At 49.7% G+C, this 17,563-nt stretch carries 16 protein-coding genes; 2 read left to right on the top strand and 14 right to left on the bottom strand.

Going from position 1 to position 17,563, the window contains the following annotated elements:
- Positions 1–179: 179 nt before the first annotated feature.
- Positions 180–1,667 carry a hypothetical protein gene (locus tag Tam1G_RS07120; RefSeq protein WP_133124992.1) on the top strand — a complete coding sequence of 496 codons (1,488 nt, stop codon included), beginning with the start codon at positions 180–182 and terminating at the stop codon, positions 1,665–1,667.
- Positions 1,668–1,780: 113 nt separating this feature from the next.
- Positions 1,781–2,212, top strand: a complete 432-nt coding sequence (locus Tam1G_RS07115; protein ID WP_101625992.1) for a hypothetical protein — start codon at positions 1,781–1,783, stop codon at positions 2,210–2,212.
- Positions 2,213–2,284: 72 nt separating this feature from the next.
- Here the strand turns inward: Tam1G_RS07115 and rfbA are convergent, their stop codons facing one another.
- The 14 genes from rfbA to Tam1G_RS07045 form a co-directional block, all read right to left on the bottom strand.
- Positions 2,285–3,193: a glucose-1-phosphate thymidylyltransferase RfbA gene (gene rfbA / locus Tam1G_RS07110; RefSeq protein ID WP_101625991.1), complete on the bottom strand. Its 909-nt coding sequence runs from the start codon at positions 3,191–3,193 to the stop codon at positions 2,285–2,287.
- Positions 3,194–3,211: 18 nt separating this feature from the next.
- Positions 3,212–4,666 (bottom strand): sugar nucleotide-binding protein, encoded by a 1,455-nt coding sequence (locus Tam1G_RS07105; RefSeq protein ID WP_101625990.1) that lies wholly within the window; start codon positions 4,664–4,666, stop codon positions 3,212–3,214.
- Between the two features lie 3 nt (positions 4,667–4,669).
- Complete coding sequence (locus Tam1G_RS07100; RefSeq protein WP_101625989.1) at positions 4,670–5,548, bottom strand: Abi family protein; 879 nt, start codon at positions 5,546–5,548, stop codon at positions 4,670–4,672.
- Between the two features lie 63 nt (positions 5,549–5,611).
- Positions 5,612–6,634, bottom strand: coding sequence for a dTDP-glucose 4,6-dehydratase (rfbB, locus tag Tam1G_RS07095; RefSeq protein WP_101625988.1), 1,023 nt, complete (start codon positions 6,632–6,634; stop codon positions 5,612–5,614).
- A gap of 466 nt (positions 6,635–7,100) precedes the next feature.
- The gene (locus Tam1G_RS07090) at positions 7,101–8,084 is read right to left on the bottom strand and encodes an acyltransferase family protein (RefSeq protein WP_278251018.1); all 984 of its coding nucleotides are present in this window, start codon (positions 8,082–8,084) and stop codon (positions 7,101–7,103) included.
- A 192-nt stretch (positions 8,085–8,276) separates the two neighbouring features.
- Positions 8,277–9,113, bottom strand: a complete 837-nt coding sequence (locus Tam1G_RS07085) for a glycosyltransferase family 2 protein (RefSeq protein WP_165781942.1) — start codon at positions 9,111–9,113, stop codon at positions 8,277–8,279.
- Positions 9,110–10,564, bottom strand: a complete 1,455-nt coding sequence (locus Tam1G_RS07080; RefSeq protein WP_165781941.1) for a lipopolysaccharide biosynthesis protein — start codon at positions 10,562–10,564, stop codon at positions 9,110–9,112. The genes Tam1G_RS07085 and Tam1G_RS07080 overlap by 4 nt, the downstream gene beginning before the upstream one ends.
- A gap of 86 nt (positions 10,565–10,650) precedes the next feature.
- Entirely contained in the window at positions 10,651–11,748 is a 1,098-nt protein-coding gene (locus tag Tam1G_RS07075) for an EpsG family protein (RefSeq protein WP_101625985.1), read from the bottom strand.
- Between the two features lie 26 nt (positions 11,749–11,774).
- Complete coding sequence (locus Tam1G_RS07070) at positions 11,775–12,905, bottom strand: glycosyltransferase (RefSeq protein ID WP_101625984.1); 1,131 nt, start codon at positions 12,903–12,905, stop codon at positions 11,775–11,777.
- Positions 12,906–12,957: 52 nt separating this feature from the next.
- The gene (locus Tam1G_RS07065) at positions 12,958–13,974 is read right to left on the bottom strand and encodes a nitroreductase family protein (protein ID WP_101625983.1); all 1,017 of its coding nucleotides are present in this window, start codon (positions 13,972–13,974) and stop codon (positions 12,958–12,960) included.
- A 59-nt stretch (positions 13,975–14,033) separates the two neighbouring features.
- Positions 14,034–15,125: a polysaccharide pyruvyl transferase family protein gene (locus Tam1G_RS07060; RefSeq protein WP_101625982.1), complete on the bottom strand. Its 1,092-nt coding sequence runs from the start codon at positions 15,123–15,125 to the stop codon at positions 14,034–14,036.
- A gap of 20 nt (positions 15,126–15,145) precedes the next feature.
- Entirely contained in the window at positions 15,146–16,147 is a 1,002-nt protein-coding gene (locus Tam1G_RS07055; RefSeq protein ID WP_165781940.1) for a glycosyltransferase family 2 protein, read from the bottom strand.
- A complete protein-coding gene (locus Tam1G_RS07050; protein WP_101625980.1) occupies positions 16,144–16,647 on the bottom strand; it encodes an acyltransferase in 504 nt (167 codons plus the stop codon). The genes Tam1G_RS07055 and Tam1G_RS07050 overlap by 4 nt, the downstream gene beginning before the upstream one ends.
- A 13-nt stretch (positions 16,648–16,660) precedes the next feature.
- The coding region (locus Tam1G_RS07045; protein WP_101625979.1) for a glycosyltransferase at positions 16,661–17,563 on the bottom strand (903 nt) is incomplete at its 5' end.

Below are 17,563 nucleotides of genomic sequence, written 5' to 3'. Positions count from 1 at the left end.
TTCTCCCTCTACACATCCTGATGGGTTGCAAACACCATGAATCCTAGCAGTCATCGTGTACCCCCTTTTAAGGAAAAACGTGGTTATGACACATCTCAGCCGATATCACCACGGTTTTTGCACATTGCCGGCACATTGTGTTGCTAGAGTACGCAAGAGCACATCAAGGAGGGGAATAAGTGAACGATTCAAGCATGCCTAAAAACGGCGTAAACACTGCCAAACAACCTGTTCAGTCACCAGCACCTGCTGCATCTTCCTCGATGTTTGCTAATTCGCCCACGCATAATACGGCACCAATTTCGCGAGGTATGGCAACGTTTACTCCCCCGATGCAACTCCCCCGATTCTTCACTCCACGAGACTACTCCGATTACCTGTTTTTCCTAGCATTGGTGACCTTGCCCATTGATGGCACGGTGCTTGGTTTCTTCCAGCCGTTCTGGACTCCGATAAGCCCGTGGCTGCTTGTTGCCTACTGTGCGGCGAATCCTCGTCTGCTTCGCTTGGCAGCGCATCGCTATGCGCCATTCATGCTGCTGCCGGTAGTGCTTGTTTTGCTTTCTATGCCAGGCTGGGTTGTTTTTGGATTGCATAATAATGCGGTTGTTATGTCGCTGACCGGTGTGATTGCTGTGCCGGCCACGCTTGCCGCACTGGATATTGCTTTTGTGCATAAGCGGTTGAGCTGGCAGGAATCTGTGCGCATTGTGCTGGCTACTTATTGGTTTGCATTTGCAATAGGTGTGGTGCAATGGTTGGCGATTCGACTGCAATTGGGCAGTGTGCAAGGGTTCTTTGGGTGCCTGATGTATCGCTCGTATATTACCGGCGGCGTGGCTTGGGGCGGTAATGGCGGGCGCCCACAATTTCTCTTTGCAGAACCTAGTTATATAGGTATGCACCTCTTCGGTATTTTGCTGCCACTATTCTGGTTTATGCGTATTCGTGATCGTATTTTTGCGCAACGATTGAAGCACCTTATTGTGGTGTTTGCCGCGGGCAGCGTGATTATGGGGTCGGGTACTCGTATTGTGCTGGATTCTTTGGTGGCGCTGGTGATTGTTATTGCTATTGAAACGCATTGGCATAGTAAGGCATCACGCAAACATGGCATTATGCAGCTTATTGGATCTGGATTATTGGCAGCAATTAGTTTTGTGGTCAATTCACGATTGGATTCGATTTTGCATAACGGCGTGGAAGGCGATGGCTCATTCTTCGCTCGTATTTGGCAGTCCTTGGGCCCTGTATGCGGATTGATCAAGCATCCCTGGACTGTATTGACCGGCTATGGCGCAGGCAATATCTCGCCGGCCGTTCATGAAGGTAGTACGCTTGCAACTCATCTGTTGCAGATGATGCATACCGACGCAACCGGTGCATCAAACTGGTATTCCTCCATTACCCCAGACACTGTCTGGACCATGTGCGCGTACACGAATTTCATCACTGAATTCGGCATTATTGGGTTTGTTGCGTTTCTTATTATTACGTTGAAATTCATCAGCCGATTCCATACATGGAACAAGCTGACTATTTGCTGGCTCATATTGCTGGCTTATTTATACATTCAATTCGAGGGGTACGCTTTCGCTGCGCTCCCCCTATTTATCTGGGCATTAACCCGCGGCTTTTTGAATTCCTTTGTCAACGAAGCTGACTGAGGGGTAGTCTTCAAAAAAATAGTGAATCAAACATCACATATCCAACAATTCCCTTACAATTACTCCTGAGATATAAATTAAAAAAACTTCACGCAAATTCAGGAGGATTAATCATGGCTTCTTTGCTTCAGGGTTTTGAAGAAGTTCAGCTGGTTAAGCCGGTTGGCAAGACTGTGTTGACTGTCACCGATTCCGCTATTCGTTTTAATAAGGCCACTGCCGAGGTGCTCGGCTCTCCTGCATACGTCAAGGTGCTGGTTAATGAGAAAACCAAGCAGATTGCAGTGACTCCGGCTACCGCTAAGGCTGATAATGCTTTGAAGTTCAGCAAGGCTGATGGCAAGGCCGCTTCGGTCAGTTTGAAGGAAGCCACTTTGGTGGAAACTGTGAAGGCATTCTTCACTCTGCCTGAGGCTCCGGAAGGCGAGGTGTCGTACGCTTCTGTAAACGGTGCTGCATACCCGGAAAGCAAGACCGTTATCTTCGATTCCACTGCCGCCACCGCTGGCACCATGAAGCGCCGCGGCCGCAAGAAGACCGCCTGATTAAAAAACGCTTGGATGATTTCTGATGAATCATCCAAGCGTCTGATATTCCTTTGCCGTTACCTCATCGCATCAATCAAGGTAATCATTAGGAATAAGCATGACTTTGCCTTCAGCGACCTCTTTGAGGTGCTGGCCGTAGGGGCTCTTACCGTAGCGCTGGGCGGATTCGAGGAGCTCGTCCTTGCTGATCCAACCGTTCTCGTAAGCGATTTCCTCCACAATGGCAATCGGCAGGCCCTGCGCACGCTGCACGGTGCGCACGAACTCTCCGGCCTCGTAGAGGGAGTCCATTGTGCCAGTGTCCAGCCATGCGTAACCGCGGCCAAGCGTGCGGACGTTCAGAGAACCGTCGTCAAGGTACATCTTGTTGAGGTCGGTGATCTCCAGCTCGCCGCGGGCGGATGGCTTGACCTGCTTGGCGAACTCGGTGACACGCTCATCGTAGAAGTACAAACCGGTCACTGCGTAATGAGACTTGGGCTGGGCCGGCTTTTCTTCGATGGACACAGCCTTCTTATGCTCATCGAATTCGACCACGCCGTAGCGTTCCGGATCGTCAACGTAATAGCCGAACACGGAAGCACCTTCGCCGTTCTCCGCTTTGGCAACTGCCTTGCGCAAGGTTGTTCCCAAGCCGTTGCCGTAGAAGATGTTGTCGCCGAGCACGAGGGCGCAGGGCTCACCGTCGATGAACTCCTCGCCAAGTAGGAACGCTTGGGCCAGGCCGTCCGGGCTGGGCTGCACCTTATAACTAAAGTTCACGCCATAGTGGGAGCCGTCGCCAAGAAGTCTCTCGAAGTTCGGCAAATCCTTCGGCGTGGAAATAATCAGGATGTCACGAATACCCGCAAGCATGAGCACGCTCAGCGGATAATAAATCATCGGCTTGTCATACACCGGCAACAACTGCTTCGACGTCACCGTTGTGAGCGGATACAGTCGAGTGCCGGAACCGCCTGCCAGAATAATACCTTTCATATGGCTATTCCTTACTTATTACTTGTTGAGTTCTTTGGTGACGTATGCCTTGAGGCTGTCCTCCCAGTCGGCGGGCGTGTATCCGGCCTCGCCGATCTTGGTGAGGTCCAGGGCGCTGTTGGTCGGACGCGGGGACACCGGGTTCTTCGCGTTCTTGAAGTATTCGTCGGTGCTGATCGGCTTGACCTTGTCGCCGTTGCCGTTGGTCAGGTCGAACACCTCAGCCGCGATATCCGCCCAGCTCTTCACCGTGCCTGAACCGGTGAGGTTGTAGGTGCCGTACGGGGCGTGGCTGTCCAAGAGGTGGAAGATGGCTTCGGCCATGTCCTTGGTGAACGTGAGGCGGCCGTACTGGTCATCCACCACCGTCACCTGATCCAGGCCGTCGTTCTCGTCGGCCACGCGGTTGGAGAGCATCATCATGGTCTTCACGAAGTTATGACCCTCGCCAATCACCCAACTGGAGCGGAGAATGTAGTGCTCGGGAGCGTTCGCCACGGCGATGTCACCGGCGGCCTTCGTCTGGCCGTACACGCCCAACGGGGCGAACGCCTCTGATTCCGTATGCTCCTCGGCGGTCCCGTCGAACACGTAGTCCGAGCTGACGTGCACGAGCGTGATGTGATGCTCCCTCGCCACACGGGCCAGCAGGGCCGGGCCCTCGGCGTTCGCCTTCCACGCAACCGGACGACCCTCACGGGTTTCGGCCTTGTCCACCGCCGTGTAGGCGCCCGCGTTGATGATCGTCCCGTACAGGCTCCAGTCATACTTGTCGTATGCGTTCGGGTCGGAGAAATCGAACTCGTCGATATCCGTATACTCGAACCCCTCCAAGTGATGGGCTTCCGCATACTGGCGGATCGCATGACCCAGCTGGCCGTTGCAACCCGTCACCAACGTGCGCTTCGGGCTCATGGGCTTCGCATCCTTGAGCATCGGATGCTTGAGATCAGCCTCGGAACGCTCGGACTCCTCCAACGGGATCGGCCACTCGATAGCCAGCTCAGGGTCCGCAAGGTTCACGAACGTGTACGTCCTCTTCTGCTCCAGGCTCCAATGCGCGTTCACCAAGTACGTGTACACGGTGCCATCAGCCAACGCCTGGAAGCTGTTGCCCACGCCACGCGGCACATAAATCGCCTTCGACGGATCCAAACGCGTCGTAAACACCTGACCAAAGCTCTCGCCCGGACGCAGATCAACCCATGCGCCGAAAATCTCACCAGCCGCAATCGAAATGTACTTGTCCCAAGGCTCCGCATGAATACCACGCGTCACACCCTTCGTCGCGTTGAAGCTGATGTTGTTCTGCACCGGGCCGAAATCAGGCAAACCCAACTTCAGCATCTTCGCACGCTGCCAGTTCTCCTTGAACCAGCCACGATTATCACCATGCACCGGCAAATCAAACACCAGCAAACCCGGAATATTCGTCTCCGTGACCTTCAAATCCTTCTCAAACTCAAACGACATAACTTATTCCTGCTCCTTCTTGTGATGTTGGGCAACCCATTCCGTGATGCAAAGGGCCGGTGATAGAGTCTTCAATGGTTCACATCTGTCTGGGAAAGCCCAGTTGGGGCATTCCCGGCCAAGTGCATTCAGTACGAAGAACATGTCATACCGAAGTTTCGCAAACTCTACACGAAGCAGATTCTCATCATGGCCGATTCGGTTCCTTACAGTTCGAATCGATTTAAGACGGTCGATGAGCTCCTTGCGCAACCGGTCCTCGCGTGAATCATTGTCATTCCCGGGAAGCATGACATTCGGCATGCGTCGAGTCTCCGCGGCCCAAGCCGCCTCGATATTAGGGAATGCCCCCATCAGCACACGAGCCAATTCCCCATCCCGAGACGCGCGGGACAGCATTCCATCCCATGTGCCGAATGTCAACTGGGAGAAAACATCATCACGGGTTATTCCGCCCCCATGCCGAGGATGATGCTGGTCGCGACGCCACTGCTTCTGCTTTCGTAAGGCAGTGTTCCTCACTTCGGTAAGATAATCCTTCTCTGGACTATTGATGAGATCCCGTATCCGACCGATGGGATCGTGCTCCCCCGCCTCGAGCCAGTCCGACAAATTCGTAATACGCTGTCGAGCGATCCAATCACGCAACTGGCGATCAATCGCGTTCCTTACGAACACCTCAATAAACGAGATATAGCTGATCACCAGAGACGAGGCATCCACGTTCCACCGGTAGAGCCGTACCGCCAATTCAACCGATTCAGAAGAACTCAGCCCAAAGCCCGCATGCTCTTTGCCGTAATCCAGATACACTTGGAAACGCGCATCGGCCAGAAAACGACTGGCCATGATACCGTCGTCCACTTGCGCGTACGTATCCATGTGCTATCCTTGTAAATGCTTTAGGGGCCGCACCTTCGAGGTGCGGCCGTTTTCATATCTGGCTCACTGTCCTTGTTGCTTGTACTTGGCTTCGGTGGCGGCCTTTGCCGGCTCCCACCAGGCACGGTTCTCCGTATACCATTCGATCGTCTGCTCCAGGCCGGATTCGAAGTCCGTGTGCTTCGGGCGCCAGCCCAGCTCGGTCTGCAACTTGGTGGAGTCGATGGCGTAGCGGCGGTCATGGCCCGGGCGATCCTTGACCCAGTCGAACGCGTCCTCCGGCTGGCCCATCATTTTGAGGATCATGCGCAGCACGGTGATGTTGTTCTTCTCGCCGTTGGCGCCGATCAGATACGTCTCGCCGATGCGGCCCTTGGTCAGGATCGTCCACACGCCCGTGGAGTGATCGTCCGTGTGGATCCAGTCACGCACGTTCTCACCCTTGCCATACAATTTCGGACGCATGCCGTCCAGGATGTTCGTGATCTGACGCGGGATGAACTTCTCCACATGCTGGTACGGACCATAATTATTGCTGCAGTTGCTGATCGTGGCGCGGATGCCGAACGTGCGATGCCAGGCACGCACCAGCAGGTCCGAACTGGCCTTCGTCGACGAGTACGGGCTGGACGGGTGATACGGGGTCTCCTCCGTGAACTTCGCCGGATCATCCAACGCCAGGTCCCCGTACACCTCGTCCGTGGACACGTGGTGGTAGCGGACATCATACTTGCGGCATGCCTCCAGGAGGCGGAACGTGCCCTCCACGTTCGTCTTCAAAAACGGCTCCGGATTCGCGATGCTGTTGTCGTTATGCGACTCCGCCGCGTAATGCACGATCGCGTCATGACCAGGCACCAGCTTGTCCAAGAGCTCAGCGTCGCAGATGTTCCCATGCACGAACTCCACCCGGTCACCAAGGATCGACTTGATGTTCTCCAGATTGCCCGCATAGGTGAGCGCGTCAAGCACGGTCACATGCACGTCGGGATGGTTGTTATACACATAATGAACGAAATTCGAACCGATGAAACCACAGCCACCGGTCACAATAATGTTATGGGGAGTAAACACATCTTCAGACATGCCCCCTATTCTACAAAGTACCCCCATGTTGCCGCGACGGAATATTCAAAATCACGTCAAGAATTTAGCTAAAGTGATTCGACAGTAAACCGGATATTCAATTTGAAGAGCTAAGTGAATAACCTGCTGGGCACGTTACCTAATCCACTTGTGCTCTATCGCGGTTTCCGCGGCATTCGTCGACAAACACATCGACAGGCTCGCCGACTGCTCATGAATCGCGCGCCACCACAACATTGCCGTCTGAGGCTACCGCGAGTCCGATAATAGCTGAATCATCTGTATCCCAACCCGTCAGCGCTCCGCAACCGATACCACATCAGTAGTGCGCCCAGCAGGCAGCTACCACGAACAACAAGACGGCACTAGTGACGCCCAGTACCACGCACACCGGTGTCGTCCCGCAATTATCCAGCGCCGATTCAGAATAACGCCTAATGCTCACGCCTCTAAATAATCATTTAGATTAGTTAGATTTCTGACATATCGTAGATAGCAGTTTCGCTTTCATTAACGGTTTCTCGATAGGACGCACTATTGCGGAATCAATGATGAACGCCGCAAGCAATAAGGACAAATAAATCATCAGCACACTGACGACACCAAAAAGAACCACTGCAATTCCTAATTCAGGGGCAGGGGGCAGCAATCGTGAAATAGCATCCCAAAAGGCATTCTTGATACATGGATTTTCATGAATCAGATATACGCCGAACACATATTTAGCTGCATGGTACACCACATTCCGGATTCTTGAAGGCGATTTCGTCGCATGGCGCGAGGGATTGTCATTGTGGATAATCAGAAAAATGGCGGAAACGGATAATATCGGCAATATTGGAAGCGTCCCGGTAACGTGGTGGCTGCTGTGGATAAATTTTGGGACGGCCGACAGGTCATCCAACACATAATAAAAAGCCGATACGATGACGAATGAAGAGAGAATCAGTGCGGCAACGGCAAGTGGGCTCAATCTCTTTGCTATATGCATGTCCTTCCCGTAGGTTCTGATATACGCCCCGTATAAATATGCGGTTATCGCGTATGTCAGATTCGTCCATAGCACTGGTCCCAAAGCGACGGTCGCCATAATGCTTAACACGGGTGACAGGGCTAGAGCGAATGCGAGAGTCTTCCGCGACGCATTGTGGAAAGCAGCATTGATAACAGGCGACAATAACACTAGAGCTACATAAGCCGTAATGAACCAATATGTGCCGTTGAAGGTCGGCAGCAAGGAAAGGTACGCCTCTCTGATGAGAGACATGGGCATTGCTATTACGCCTAATCTGGACAGCACAAGCGATACGACAAATAACAGAATGGCATAGATGAAGGTCTGCAATATAGTACGAACTACACGTTGAATACGAAATGGCTTATTGATAAGGAAATAACCCGAGAGAATAAAGAAGATGCAAACACCTAATTGCCCTCCATACTGGTCTATCGAGTATGCGACCGACTGTTTGACACCCCCGAGTTCTCCAGATTCCAGTCAATGTGGGCAACAAAATGACATCCGACTATAAGGAACATGGCGATGATGCGCAGCAGTTCAAAGCGGATGTCTCGGACAGCCGTGTTGCTGCCTGAAGAGATGGGTTCCATTAGTTATGACCTCTTGATGAATACGCATTGATTACATGTGACGAGAATCGGACAGCCCACGCCAGCGCTGCTTGAGCTTGGAAAGCTTGTCCTTTTCATAAAGGAGTATGAGCAATTCGTCCCTTATCTCTCGGATGAGCTCCTTTACATGAGAGAATTGTCTAGGATACTTTTTCACGAGATAGCCATGATTTCTGGCGATGTAATACTGTCTGAAAGGGGAATGTCCATAAGCGATGTAATTCTTCATGAACAATTTGACATTCCTGCCATGACCGACTTCGTGCAGTAATCCGTCATAATTGATTTTGACGATTCTATAACCGTGAATTCGCATATTGATGCAGATGTCAAAATCAACGGAATCAATGAAGAGTTTGTCGTCGAACCCATCTGTGTGCCGATAAGCATCCACGTTGACCAGCGACGCTGAGGTGATGCACTGCGAAACATCGCGACACTGCTGCCCCTCCATAAAGCCGTTGTTCTCCATGAAATTGCGGTCGATAATGTTGCAGGTCAAGATACCGACTTTAGGTAGTTCAAAATACTGCGAATAGGCATTAATAAGCCCCGGGTAGCATACGGAATCCTGATCCAGGGTCAACGCCCAAGAGTATCCATGCTGCATGGCGTAATCCATGATTTGACCCAACGCATGGGCAACTCCCATATTGGAGTCGTTGTTGATAATCCCGATATCGCTGTAGCCGTTGATTAGAGATCGGACCTCATTCATATTGAATGAGGCGTTGTTGATAAGCAGCACAGAATCAACTTGCTCATATACAGCTTTAATATTTGCTTTCAATCTATCAATATCCGGATTGTAAAGAACTATGCCGGCAAGTATGCGCTTCGAATTCACTTGGAAGTCCTTACATTGAGTTTTTTCAACATGTTTGAGATTCCATTTACGCTGCGACGGTAGATGAACAAAAAGAGCACATAGGAGGCTGTAACTATGCAAACCGCTGGAGCGATGGGCAAATATCCATAAGAGACAACGAAAATTGCCGCCAATACAATTTCGGCCAGAGACATGGATGCTTTGTTAACTTGCAACTTCGCAGAAATTGCAAATTCCGAATAAACGCTGCGGAATATCACCGCGCAAAGCACTGAAACGATGATGATTCGCATATCATGCAGCACCATTCCCCCGATTAGAATACCGATTGAACTGAGTAGCATGGACACGATATTGATGTATAGCAATCGTTTTTCTTCTCGAAGTACCTTGAAATAAGTTGTCCCGAGCAGGCTCATCTTGCTTTCGAATAGGCATACGGGCATAAGTATGGCCAAATATTCCAGAGCCTTGGTATATGCGGGAAGCCACCATCCGACAATGATGCTGACCGGAAGATAAAGGACGTACACCATCGGCAACGCAATAGATAGGACGTCACGCAGATGTCGAAAGAACCGTTTCCTTTCATCGGCCGAAGACTGCCGCAGAGCTGGGAACAACACCATGGACAACTGGGTGATAAATGTGATGAAGAAATTCTCGAGCGTGATAGCGAAGGAGAACTGGCTGAACTCGGCGATGCCAAACCGAGCGTCAACGACGAAACGTGCAACACCCAGAATAAGCATACCGGCAATATTCGCAATAGTGAGCTTGATGCCCACGCTCATGCTGTTCCATGTTTCCCGTATCGCCTCACGAACGGGGAGAAACCCGCATGAGAACAGCTGGCGACTTAACACATAGCTCCAGATGCAGGCCACAATTTTCGCTACGGTGTACAAGATAACGTACGGGTAGAATGTATCACTTTTCATCAAAAGCAATGGGACAAGAACAATAAGAAAGATGAGTTTGTCGACGACGTTGAGGAACGAGAAGGTCTTCGTCTCGTTGACCGCTTGGAATATGTATCCGAAGTAGAAGGTCAGGTTGTTGAAGATGAGATAGATTCCGGTGAGGATGATGACGAACATGCGCTTCTCCTCATGCATGAAGAAAAGCGAGCACAATCCGATGGCGATGGCGAATATCGTTTGCAACGCCAGCGTGACCATGAATTGGGATGCGACGGATCGCTTATCCAACTGATCATAGGTCTTACCGCCATGTATCAGATATACTCCATCATTGGACCCCAATAGGAAGAATCCGCAATAACTGATGTAAAAGATGAACAGCTGCCAATAGCCGAACTCCTCTACCCCTAGCAGTTTGGGAACGAGGAAGGAGATGATGAAGCTAAGCACCATCGAGGATGTCTGCGCTAATGCGGCGAAACCAAAATTGCCAATGAGTTTTCTTAGGTTCAATATAGCCTCGTTTGCGAGTGTTCGAAAAGCCATATACTGTAATGTTCGCCGACTCAAGCTCATAGGTCTTGCAATCCGTAAACATTAAGATATATAGCTCGTATTGATAAATACAAATATCAGCGAATTAAAGTATTTGAGAAGAATAATGGAAGAAATACGGTATAATAGTTAGCGTTACCCAACACAAGTTTATATAGATTGGCAAAAGCGGTTATATATAATAATATAATCAATAATACATTGTTTGGGGAGAAAGAAAAATTACGTAAATTGACGCGATGGGAGGACAAATGATTTGAAATCGTAATATAATTTAATATTGATAATCCTGTGAGAATACGAAGAAAATCCGGAGCAACGACAAGAAAAGGGATAATGCAGAGTGAGATAATATTTGACTTAATGCCAACAAAGTCACGGTCGCTAATTCTTTGCAGTCGAATAAATCTGATTGAAAATGCGTACGTAATCGTAAATGTAACAATATAAATTACGATTGACAGCAACGTCAATATCAATACTTTGCCAGATGTAGGCCTATTTAAGTAAGCAACTACCTTAGATTCAATGCCGACATATTTTGCGATGATAAGCAAGGAATACGGATTGAATAAGGCGAATCCGATTATGTTAACCATAGCAACAAAAGTAACTGTTGCTTTCATGCTCAGATGCTTTCCTATTAGCAACAGCAAATAGAAGATAGCAACAAAATGAAACATTGATGCGGCAACAATCAGAATAACGAAAATAACATCTCTAGTAATCATTGATTTTGTCGTATTATCTGGGAACAGGTATCGAATTGCGAAAATTACTATTGAGAGAGCAAGTGTAAAACGCATTTGAACGACATCGAGGCAAAACGGATACAATGCATAAAGAGCCAACACCACATTAGGGCTACTTGAAAGTTTAAAGATTGTGCTACCAATTAGAATAATCTCTATTGCTGCAATTATCTGTTTGTAAAGGGCAAAAGAGACCCCCATCCTCATAAATGTTTGCATAAGAAGATAATATCCAGGCTCTGTTATACCTACGGTATTGGAATAATTGTAATAACGGCCTTCATTTATTATAGCATCTGCATTTCCGTCGGAAAAGGCCATAAGGAGCCAAAGCCACAATAAAGCAATAACAAACAATATTTTGTTGTTCTTTTTGATTAGGCATAGCACGCTAATTAATATTGTTGTTATTATTATTTTCATTATAAAATCCCTAATATCAGGTGTGATTATTCAATCTTTGAGTTGAATTGCTGTGAAAGTATTTCATTCCACTGGTGTAGATTGTTGTGGTAAGAGTACTGTTCATTCCACCTCTGTCGCGCCGCTTTGCTCACCGTTCGGTAATACTGCCAATCGGAGGATAGGCGCAGAATCGCCTGCTCCCATGAACATGTATAAGCTGGGCCGATTAGATATCCATCTTTACTGTCCCGAATATATTTGACATTGATACCCACTGCTGAAGCGATGGACGGCAGGGCGGCGGACATGTATTGCAATATCTTAAAACCACCTTTTCCTCGACAGAATTCGGTGTCCCGTAACGGCATAATCCCTATGTGAGATTGGAGTGTAAGCTTACAGGCTATTTCACTGGTCCAGATCACATTGTCGAGTGTGAAATTGTTTGGTTTGTATTTCAGCGGCTTGTTGCAAACAACGTGTAGAACTAATTGCTTATTAAGCTTTGCTTGTAATTGACGTCCGGATTCCTCCAAATGCGGCACGATATCCTGAAGATACGGGAGACTGGAAGCGGTTGCCAACCACAGTAATTCAACCGTGGTCTCGTATGTATTTCTTCGGTTTGCAATCATGCTCTCCGGCTCGATATTCCGTAGTTGCCCATCCGTAGTCGGCATGATGATCACGCGTTTCCTGGCCATTGCAGGTATAGTCGCTTTCAGCGCTTCACCGGTGGTTACTATAGTGTCGGCGTTCTTGACTAAAAGCTGTCTTTCAAAGTCAGTAATCTCACCACTGTTAACGAGATTGTCGTCAAAATCCCAAATTAGAAATTTCGTTGTTGTATAGACTCGTCGCATTAATACTTTATTCCAAGGAAAAACTAGTTTTGGTGATAATGCCCGCTGAATAATGACGATACCAGGCTTGCTTATGCAATCCTTGATGAGATATTTTGTAATGCGGAATTGTATCTGAAGATAATAAAGTATATACCAGAATAATTTTTGTACTTTTGTTGACGCTTTACCATGCCGTTGGTATAGGGCTTCCGAGGAAAGAGGCCTTGCCTCCATATCGGTTTCCAAGTCCGGAATATATTGGAGAATTCGGAAATTGCTGGAAGGGCTCGTTGCCCCGCTGCGCGTATATGCAACACCTGGTGCGGACATGTTATGCCTTACTGATTTGTCGATTACCGCTATTGATACTCAAATGTGAAAATCATTCTGCGATTTGTACTATTTGCATGGCGCCATAACGGGGGGATTTGCATGTTATTGTCGATTCCGGGAAATGGCCTACCGCTATGTACATGACGAATATCTCGTTGTCGGGAACGTCCAGTAATTTCCGGGTTTCCTTTTCCACCGACGATGTGAACATCGTATTGAGCGGACATGCTCCGATTCCGAGGGATTCCAGTGCATACAGTAGATTCATGCTGAATAATCCGCCATCGACATACCCCTCATTACGCTCATATTCAGTCATGAATGCGGAAAGGTCGGCGGTTATCGCCAGTAACGCCGGAGGGGTCGGGTACCCATTGACCCCACCTTGGATATGCAACAGGCTTGCAATTCGAGTCTCGTCGAGCATGATATGCACTCGAGTGGGCTGGCGGTTGCAGACGGAGGGCGTGGTCATGGCCAAGGAGACAGCTTCCATAATCTCATCAGCCGTTATCTTTTCATCAGAGAATTCCCGAATGGAATGCCTGTGCTCGGCAAGCTGACGGAAAGGAATCGCATCGTTCCGTTCTTTGTCCACCTTACGGATTTCAATACAGCCATGTCCGGCATCATCCGGCATGGTCAGAATTCGCTCCCACTGGCTTCGGGTGAAGCAACTCTGCTGCCAGCTGATATCAAATTCTGCATCCTGATGCCGTCTGACATACTCGTGCAATGCCGACATGCAGCAGTTGTACGTGAAATTATGCAGAAAGTCGTTGTCCAGGCGTTCGAGGCCGTTCAACATGTCGGGCAGCTGCAGAAAAATCTTTCGCCCGAATCCCAAACGGAAATCGCTGTGACTGAGTCCTTTTTCGAGCTGGTGCGTGAGAAACATGACGCGGCTCTCAAACTGGTTCTTATTGCGTGGTCGGATGCGTGAGTAATTCCTATCGAAACGAGCAGCCTGAGCGAGGTAGTCCCTCCTCAGGAGCAATGATTGCCGGAGAATTTTTATGGTGGATATGCACTGCTTCAGAAAAGTGTGACCTGTACTAATGTCCATTAATGCTTCCTCGGTATTGGTAATAAATGGTTGACGGACAATGAGAGAACGGTTCACCTCTATCCCAACGCTTCCTGCAGGAAAGCATCACCATTGGCTCGCTCCTGGTCGAAGTAGTGGTTGACACGGTCGAAATCAGTCGGGTCATCGGCGATATCAAACTGCGAATAGTCAGTGAGATGACGGTGCTCCATGTTCGTAGCCTTAAGAATATTGGCAAGGCGGCTGCTGAACTTCTTCGGGTAGATGCATACGACCTCCCGGTTCAGATTCAGGCTAAATGCCGTTGCGTGGAAAGAATCCGTAATCACATATTTCGCATTGGCGATTAAAGAGACGAATTCCTCCACTTCGGGAATGAGAACAGGACTTCCCGGAAGCCGCATCTGATCGTAGCGGACGCATAGCCGCACAGGTTTGCAATGGTGGAGCTGAGCGAAGCGCAATGCGTAATCATCGAATTGCTTGCTCTTGTTGAGTTGGTATATGAGCACATAATTTTCGTTCACCACCGGAGGCGCGGCGAGACGCTCCCAGTATGCGCGATCAAGTTGCAGCGTCGGATCGGAAACATGGCACACGTTCTCGATCCCGAGATTGCGGACGGCTTCCACAGCGCTTTCCTCACGCATGGATATGGCGTCATAGCGAGACAGCAGACTTGAAACTTCGGGCTTTTCCCATTCGGCGAAGTCGTCACGCCCGATGCTGGCGGAATACGCGATCTTCTTCGCCTCGTCCGGAGCGAACTTCAGATAGAACGCCTCTTCCAGCCCTTGGTTCCATTCGCTGTTCCACACCTGGTCGCTACCCGTACAATACACGTCGGCAACCGGAGTATGCTCCTCCAATTGCTTCTCCGAGGTGTACATACGCTCGGTGAGCGTAACGTTACGATCGAGGAATCCTCCGAACACATGCCTCCACCGACGCATGGTCGGATACAGAAGAGCATGTTTCGCGGTTGCTTTCAATGCGTTATCGTTGCGGGTATATGCGCGATACATATTCTTCTCTGTCGTGTCCTTGCGGACATAATTGATGAACTCCACGTCATGCCCGAGACTCTGGAATTTCTCTTTCGTCGCAAGCGTCTGCAAAACCGACCCGTAGTTCTTAATTGAGTGCAGGGTGATGACTTCGACCTTCATATATACAGATTCCTTAAATATCAGCGTGTAATCCGGTACATCGCACGTAATATGCGAGGACCAAAGTAGGAAATGATTGATGCGAATCGCGCTGCCGTTCTTGCGCGGGGATCTCGAATAACGCTAAACCGGTACTTCTTTATAGTGTCCCAAAGACACTGTCGATACATCTCCTGTCTAATGTTTCCTTCCTCGGTCTTCATATAGAGATTGAAGGCGGCGGAGATAAGCTTTGACTTATAAGCGGGTATGGCTTCGGGGTACTTTTCTTCGATGAGGGGGTAGAAGTCCTCGATATTGTCGATGAGATCCATCTGGTTGGGGGCAAAACCGGATTGTTGAATGCTGCCTTTGCGTATCCGGTAGAAACAATCCTGATATTCAACAAAAGCAATGCACTGCGATTTATCGAACAAACGAACGGTCGTGCCGATGTCTTCGTAGAGTTTTCCGGCGGGGTAACGAATACCCTCAAACAGATCGATACGGTATAACTTGCCGAATGCTGCAACGGCCATATGATTCATGTACAGGATGTCGATGAGGGCGCTACGCGAATCGAAAGTAATGATTTTGCCGCTATTCCGGTTTGTGTCGTGTTGCTTTTCCTCGTATGCGGAAGCGACGCCTTTATCATCATCGAATGGAAGAATACCCGAAACCGCAATATCGGCATGGGTCTTGTCCAATGTGTTGTACAAATGCTCGATATACTCCGGCGCAAGCACATCGTCACTATCCAGAAACGCAATGAATCGTCCGCTCGACTCTTGAATACCTCTGTTACGTGCTTCGGATAAACCGGCATTAGCTTGGTGGATTACGATGATACGTGAATCCTTGTCGGCATAGTCGTCGGCGATGTCTCCGCTGGAATCCGTGGAGCCGTCATCGACGAGGATGATTTCCAGATCCGCATAAGACTGTCTGACCAGTGAGTCTATGGACTCACTGATTACACGCTCCACGTTGTATATAGGGACGACCACCGTAATCAGCGGTTTTTCAATGCTGTGGCTCATGCGAGATGCTCCTTCGTCGTCGCGATGATAGAGTGGACTTGTCCGTTCTGCATAATGATGGTGTTGCTGGGAATGTCCTTGTAAATAACACATCCGGCCCCAGCCACCACATTGTCTCCGATGGTTACGCCCTTCAGGATTACGGTATTGGTACCAATCCAGCAGTGTGCACCTATATGAATCGGGGCCTGCGTATACCCCTGCTCCTTGATAGGAAGGAATGGATTTCCATATCGATGGTTGTGATCATAGATATGTACGTTTTCGCCGAATATAGTTCCGTCGCCGATGGTTACATCCGAGCGGACGTTGACCGAACAATAATTGTTGAAGAACACGTCATCGCCAACATGCAAGGTCCCGTTGTCCTCTATGCTGACATGAAATCCCGCACGCACATGGAATGCCTTGCCATGCTGGAAGTTCCTTCCGTACAGTAGCTTAAAAAACGCAAGTGTAAAGAAGCCTGTGACGCGATACCAGATTTTCAGAAATAGCATTATTCTCTCCTGACTATCCGGCGAGTTGCATGTACCAATCGCCGAGCTGCTTGGCACTTTCCTCAATGTCATAGCCGGCTACTTGTATGGCTTCCTGTTCGTCGGGGCGATACGGGGTAGGCTGCACGGATGCCAGTGCCTTGACCCATTCGCCCGGCCTGTCCAACGGGACGAAACGCACAAGGCCGGGGATGAGGCCGGCTTCGCCGGGCACCTGGTCAGAGGCGATGACCGGCATGCCGGAAGCTTGCGCCTCGATGGCGACCATGCCCAGCCCCTCATAGGTGGAAGGCAGTGCGAGCACATCAAACGCCTGATACAACTCATTTATGTCGCTGCGCACTCCGAGCACGCGTACTGAACTACTAAGTCCGAGCTCACCGATGTGCTGGCGCACCTGAGGCATTATGTCGCCATCACCGGCGAGCACAAGTATCGCATCTGGACGTGTTTTCAGAAGTTTGGAGAATACGACCAACGTAAACAGCTGGTTCTTCTGGAAGCACATGCGTCCCACCTGCCCGATGACCAGCTGATTATCGGACACACCCAGTTCGTCGCGCTTGGCGGCGCGTGTCTCCGAATCGAAGCGGAATCTGTCCGGTTCAATCGCGTTGCGGACAATCCGGACCTTGCCCGATTCGGCGAGTTTGTCGCCGAACAGCCACCTAGCCGTATAGCGTGAACAAGCTGCATAATGTGTCGGATAAACGCGGGAGAACGGACGCAACACCATCTTCATAGCGGTCTTCGCATACTCACGCGGATTGCTCGTGGAATGGCTGTGCGCGATGCGCACTGGTACGTCAGCATCCTTGGCTGCCTTCAAGGGAAAGACGCTCAGGGAATTCATATGCGAATGCACGATCGACGGACGCAGTTCGCGGAACAAACGTTCACACGCTTTCATATACGC

It is taken from the genome of Bifidobacterium imperatoris (assembly GCF_002860405.1).
Taxonomy (GTDB): domain Bacteria; phylum Actinomycetota; class Actinomycetes; order Actinomycetales; family Bifidobacteriaceae; genus Bifidobacterium; species Bifidobacterium imperatoris.
This window is presented reverse-complemented; position numbering and strand designations above follow the sequence as displayed.